At 57.5% G+C, this 4,676-nt stretch carries 8 protein-coding genes; 3 read left to right on the top strand and 5 right to left on the bottom strand.

Annotation, left to right across the window (positions count from 1 at the left end; all coding sequences use genetic code 11):
• Window positions 1-258 precede the first annotated feature (258 nt).
• The 3 genes from L248_RS06885 to L248_RS06880 all read right to left on the bottom strand — a co-directional run bounded on the left by L248_RS06885 (window position 259) and on the right by L248_RS06880 (window position 1,507).
• On the bottom strand, window positions 259-732 hold the full coding sequence (locus L248_RS06885; RefSeq protein ID WP_022529423.1) for a TM2 domain-containing protein: 474 nt from the start codon (window positions 730-732) through the stop codon (window positions 259-261).
• Window positions 733-853: 121 nt separating this feature from the next.
• Window positions 854-1,021 (bottom strand): DUF5808 domain-containing protein, encoded by a 168-nt coding sequence (locus tag L248_RS15835; protein WP_022529422.1) that lies wholly within the window; start codon window positions 1,019-1,021, stop codon window positions 854-856.
• A 21-nt stretch (window positions 1,022-1,042) separates the two neighbouring features.
• Complete coding sequence (locus L248_RS06880) at window positions 1,043-1,507, bottom strand: NUDIX hydrolase (RefSeq protein ID WP_040535348.1); 465 nt, start codon at window positions 1,505-1,507, stop codon at window positions 1,043-1,045.
• Between the two features lie 157 nt (window positions 1,508-1,664).
• Here L248_RS06880 and sdaAB point away from each other — a divergent pair, with 157 nt between their 5' ends.
• The 3 genes from sdaAB to L248_RS06865 are packed head-to-tail and all read left to right on the top strand — an operon-like array spanning window position 1,665 to window position 3,691.
• Window positions 1,665-2,330, top strand: coding sequence for an L-serine ammonia-lyase, iron-sulfur-dependent subunit beta (gene sdaAB / locus L248_RS06875; RefSeq protein WP_022529420.1), 666 nt, complete (start codon window positions 1,665-1,667; stop codon window positions 2,328-2,330).
• Between the two features lie 12 nt (window positions 2,331-2,342).
• Entirely contained in the window at window positions 2,343-3,215 is an 873-nt protein-coding gene (gene sdaAA / locus L248_RS06870; RefSeq protein ID WP_022529419.1) for an L-serine ammonia-lyase, iron-sulfur-dependent, subunit alpha, read from the top strand.
• On the top strand, window positions 3,212-3,691 hold the full coding sequence (locus L248_RS06865; protein ID WP_022529418.1) for an AAA family ATPase: 480 nt from the start codon (window positions 3,212-3,214) through the stop codon (window positions 3,689-3,691). The genes sdaAA and L248_RS06865 overlap by 4 nt, the downstream gene beginning before the upstream one ends.
• Window positions 3,692-3,807: 116 nt before the next feature.
• On the opposite strand, the gene L248_RS06860 is transcribed toward L248_RS06865, so the two are convergent.
• Window positions 3,808-4,242 carry a type II toxin-antitoxin system HicB family antitoxin gene (locus L248_RS06860; protein WP_051999887.1) on the bottom strand — a complete coding sequence of 145 codons (435 nt, stop codon included), beginning with the start codon at window positions 4,240-4,242 and terminating at the stop codon, window positions 3,808-3,810.
• 14 nt (window positions 4,243-4,256) lie between these two features.
• Window positions 4,257-4,451, bottom strand: coding sequence for a type II toxin-antitoxin system HicA family toxin (locus L248_RS06855; protein WP_022529416.1), 195 nt, complete (start codon window positions 4,449-4,451; stop codon window positions 4,257-4,259).
• Window positions 4,452-4,676: the final 225 nt, after the last annotated feature.

Genomic DNA, 4,676 nt, shown 5'->3' with positions numbered 1-4,676 from the left:
GGTAGACCGTTCCTCTTCCTTAGGCTTCAGTGTTGCACTTCGGTTGACAATTCGGGAAAAGCAGAAATTACCGTGGCGAGGTCCTTTTCGACCCGATTGTGTTCTATAATGTTCATGGCGCAAGCTCTCCTTGTATCAAGATTATAGTCAAATCCAGTATACAGCGCAGGAGAGCCTTGCGCTTATTTTATTGGCCAAAAAGCCCATAACCACGCTGATTCAACATGGTTATGAGCTTGAAAGTTTCAGTTGTGCAGGTTAAAAATCATCCCATGAATCATCATGGTCCTGAGTCGGATTATCCTGCCCCTTGAGTTCCGGATGCAGTTCCACCGGTTTAGGCGTCACCGGCTGGCGGGGCACTGGCTGCGGTGCGGCCGGCTTGGCCCAAGCGTGGGCATCCGGTGGCGAGCGCCGGGCAAGGATCTCCAGGGCCGCTTGTTTTTCCAGGCGCAGGCGATCGTCTTCCAGCCAGCCGCCGATGGCAAACACGTCAACGAGCATCCAGATCACGGTGACGATGGTGCCGATGCCGAAGGTCAGCACCACGGTCAGGGTCATGGCGATGGCACTGGCGGTCTTGCCCAAATAGTAGCGGTGGGCCCCAATGATGCCGGCAAAGAACCAGAGTAAATAAGCCGCCGCGGCACTTTTTTGGTTTTTGATGACTTCAGAATTGACCAGCATACGTTCTTCGTTCGTTAACTGGCGCAGCAAATAGTCGTTTTCCATGGCCCTCTCCTGTCCTTTCAGACGTTCAGCGGTAACGGGTTTCATCTACCCTCATTGTATCATGCTGAACAGCTGCGCCGCTGGCTGGCGAACTAACAGATTTGTCACTTGGGGACGGCAGTCAGCGGGACTGGACGAGCGCAACGATAACTGCTGCGGCCACCGCCAAGAGGATGCCGATCGTGATGACCTGGCCTACCGGGTTGTACCAATTGATTCCGATGCCGAAGCCAAAGCGTTTGGGGACGAAAAGCGGTTCCTTATTTTCCGGATGGTGTTTGGGCGTCATGGGGCCGGCTTCCTTTCTCCCTTACCCTTGGGTCTTGCGCCAATCAGCGAAGGCGGCGTGGATCATGTCCGCGCTCTGCTGGTTAAGCAGGGGCGGCAGGTCGTCTTCGGTGAAGTAATCCGTGCCGACCGTCTCGTACTGCTCCTCGGTGATGCGCTTGCCGCCGATGGGCGTGACGGCCCAGAGCGTGGAAATGACCTGACACTCGTCGCCGTTGGGGTAGACGGTGAAGCCTTGGTCGAAGATGCCGATGAAGTGGTCGACGCGCACGGCCAGGCCGCTGTCTTCCTTATATTCCCGGAGAACGTTCTCCCGGAAGGTCTCGCCGTATTCCATGTAACCGCCGGGAAGGCTCCACGTGCGGTTGTCGGTCCGCTGCTGGAGCAGGATCCGGCCCTCGTCGTTGAACACTGCGCCGGCTGCGGCGTTGAGGATGATCGGCTTGTGGCCCACCAAGGCCCGGATCTCTTTGATATAATCTGCCATCTGTCCGCCTGCTTTCTCAATGATTGCCACCACTGTAGCAAAAAGGGCCAGCGAACGCAAAATGAAAAACGGCTGTTTTGTTTTCCACTGCCCCCACAAGGGCGGTGAGACGTGCTAGAATCGGCGTATATTGTTTGCAGAAAGTGAGCTATCCGCCATGCCTGAAGTCCGGTTCCACAGCGTTTTTGATATCATCGGCCCGGTGATGGTCGGTCCCAGCAGTTCCCACACCGCCGGCGCCGCCCGCATCGGGAAAGTGGTCCACGACATTTTTGGGACCACCCCTGAAAAAATCACCGTGTACCTGTACGAGTCCTTCGCCAAGACCTACCGCGGCCATGGCACCGACGTCGCCATCGTCGGCGGTCTGCTGGGGATGGCCCCTGACGACCCGCAACTCCCCGACGCCCTGAAGATTGCGTACGAACGAGGCATTTCTGTCGGTTTCGTGCCTAAGAGCGACAAGGTGGACCATCCGAATACGGCTTGTATCGTCTTGAAGAAAGGCGACCGGCGGCTAGAGGTGACCGGCGTCTCCATTGGCGGCGGCAACATTCAGATTACCGAGATCAACGGCTTCAAGATCTCCCTGAGCATGGGGACGCCCACGTACATCACGATCCACGACGACGTCCCGGGGATGATCGCCCAAGTGACCCAGATTTTCTCCCAGGCCAACATCAATATCGGGACGATGACGGTTACCCGCACGGCTAAGGGCGAGAAGGCCATCATGATCATTGAGGTCGACGGGTACAACGACGCCCTCTTGGCCCAGCTCAAGCAGCTGCCCCACATGATCAACGTCACGTATTTCGAATAAGGAGGAAGAAAAGTGTTTTACACGATCAAAGACCTCGTCGCTCAAAGTGCGGCGTATCCTTCTATTGCGGCGATGATGGTGGCCTTGGAGGAAGAAAATACGAACCGCAGCGCGGCGGAGATTCGCCGGTTGATGGGTAAGAACTTGGATGCTATGGTTCATTCCGTACACCAAGGCATCGCCGGGGTGAAATCCGTGACCGGTCTGACGGGGATGGAAGCCAAGAAAATGGACGGCTATTTGGCCGCCGGTGATTTTTTGAGCGGTCGGCCAATTTTGGAAGCCGTCCGCAACGCCATCGCCGTGAATGAAGTCAACGCCAAGATGGGTCTCATTTGTGCGACCCCCACGGCGGGCAGTGCCGGCGTGTTAGCCGGCGTACTCCTGGCGGTGCGTGACCGGCTGGGGCTGAGCCGGGATGACCAGGTGGACTTTCTTTTCACCGCTGGCGCCTTCGGCTTAGTTATTGCCAATAACGCCGGTATTGCCGGGGCGGAGGGCGGCTGCCAAGAGGAAGTCGGCTCCGCCAGTGCCATGGCTTCCGCCGCCTTGGTCTGCGCCAAGGGCGGTACGGCCCAGCAGGCGGCTAATGCCGTGGCCATGACGCTGCAGAACATGCTGGGCCTGATATGCGATCCTGTCGCCGGCTTGGTGGAAGTGCCTTGTGTGAAACGCAACGCCCTGGGTGCCAGTCAGGCAATGATTTCGGCCGACATGGCTCTGGCCGGCTTGAAGAGTGTCATTCCGGTGGACGAAACGGTGGAAGCCATGCGCAAAGTCGGACTGCAGATGCCGTCAGCCTTCAAGGAAACCGCCGAGGGCGGCCTGGCGACGACGCCCACTGCGCTGAAGCTGAAACAGCAGATTTTCGGTGACCGGGCATGAGCCGGCTGATCATCATTCGCGGCAACTCCGGCTCCGGCAAGACCACAGTGGCCCAGGCGGTCCACCGCCAGCTGCCGGGGTCGCTGCTGATCGACCAAGATGTCGTCCGCCGCGATATGCTAGGGGCCTCAGACAAGCCGGGCAACCCCAGCATTGCTTTGATGGCAGCCATCGCCCGTTTCGGCTTGGCCCGCAACCAGACCGTCATTCTGGAAGGCATTCTGGTCAAGAAGGTTTATGGCACGATGCTCAGCGAACTGGCCGCCGCCTTTGACGCCGTCCAAGCCTATTATTACGATCTGACGTTAGAAGAGACCCTCCGCCGCCACCAGACTCGGCACCGCGCCTCGTTTGGGCCGGCAGAACTGGAACGCTGGTTCATTCCCCACGATGTCCTGGGCTGGCCCCAGGAAGAAATGATTGCGCCGACGTGGACTGCCGCCCAGGCGGCGGTACATATCGTGACTGCAGAGTAAGCAAACAGCCCCCCGTTTGTTTCACGTGAAACAAGCGGGGGCTGTTGATTCAGCGGCGCTGGCGAGCAGAATGCCCCGCTGGGCGGGGCACTGATTACGGGTTTGTGATCCCGTCGTTACCGCTCAGCATTGATTGGCGGCTTGGTGGGGATCCCCCGAGCTTGCAGATCTTCCTCCAGTCCCCGCGTCAGTGTGGCGGAGAAATTGATTCCCGCTTGCTCGGCCGCTTCGGCCAAGTAGGCAGGAATGCGTGTGTTCTTTCTCACGTAAGGAACGTGCACGGTCTGGGCCGCTTGGTCGAGGTCAGAGGCCACTAGGGCGACATAATGCGGCTGATGGGCCGCTTCCACGGTGGCCAGGCTGCTGGCTGCGGGCAGCTTTTTTTCGTCATATAGCATGAGACCCAATGCCTGTTCGGCATTCAGCATGGCTTCCGGCAATGTTTTGGCTTGGGTGATGGCGCCCGGGACGTCCGGGAATGTGACAGTCACCCAGCCCTCATTATCAGTCTGGTCAAAAACAGCAGGATAGGCAACGATACGGTGAGTCATGATGTTTTCTCCTTTCAACGCAATCCCATTTGCTGCAGGATGGCCGCATATGTTTTCGGGGCGAGCAGTTCCGCTTCACTGGTGTACGGAACGGTGACCTTGTGGCCGTGGTTATCGCTGAAGCGGTGGTGGGATCCCCGGACCCGGGTCAGTTCAAAGCCCTGACGGTTTAGCAGCACCAGAACATTGGCTACTTTTCGCTGATTCATTGATTTTCTCCTCTCTATTATACGCACATATGCACACAAAAGGAAGATGCTTCTTTTGCGGATGCAGTACATTACGCAAAGCGAGGCAAAAAGTGAACACACTAGCATCCAGTGGGCCAAAAAGGTGAAAACCGGCTTTTCCTCCCGTATGTTAAAATAGTCTTAACTATGACGCGATCGTTTACCGGTGTGGGGTCGTGACAAAACTCGTATTTCGGCGTGACA

It is taken from the genome of Schleiferilactobacillus shenzhenensis LY-73, from assembly GCF_000469325.1.
In the GTDB taxonomy this organism is placed as follows: domain Bacteria; phylum Bacillota; class Bacilli; order Lactobacillales; family Lactobacillaceae; genus Schleiferilactobacillus; species Schleiferilactobacillus shenzhenensis.
This window is presented reverse-complemented; position numbering and strand designations above follow the sequence as displayed.

Excerpts from the sequence above, each read along its gene's own strand:
- L248_RS15835 (WP_022529422.1), bottom strand. The coding sequence starts at position 1,021 with ATGACGCCCAAACACCATCCGGAAAATAAGGAACCGCTTTTCGTCCCC.
- L248_RS06880 (WP_040535348.1), bottom strand. The coding sequence starts at position 1,507 with ATGGCAGATTATATCAAAGAGATCCGGGCCTTGGTGGGCCACAAGCCG.
- sdaAB (WP_022529420.1), top strand. The coding sequence starts at position 1,665 with ATGCCTGAAGTCCGGTTCCACAGCGTTTTTGATATCATCGGCCCGGTG.
- L248_RS06860 (WP_051999887.1), bottom strand. The coding sequence starts at position 4,242 with ATGACTCACCGTATCGTTGCCTATCCTGCTGTTTTTGACCAGACTGAT.
- L248_RS06885 (WP_022529423.1), bottom strand. The coding sequence starts at position 732 with ATGGAAAACGACTATTTGCTGCGCCAGTTAACGAACGAAGAACGTATG.
- L248_RS06855 (WP_022529416.1), bottom strand. The coding sequence starts at position 4,451 with ATGAATCAGCGAAAAGTAGCCAATGTTCTGGTGCTGCTAAACCGTCAG.
- L248_RS06865 (WP_022529418.1), top strand. The coding sequence starts at position 3,212 with ATGAGCCGGCTGATCATCATTCGCGGCAACTCCGGCTCCGGCAAGACC.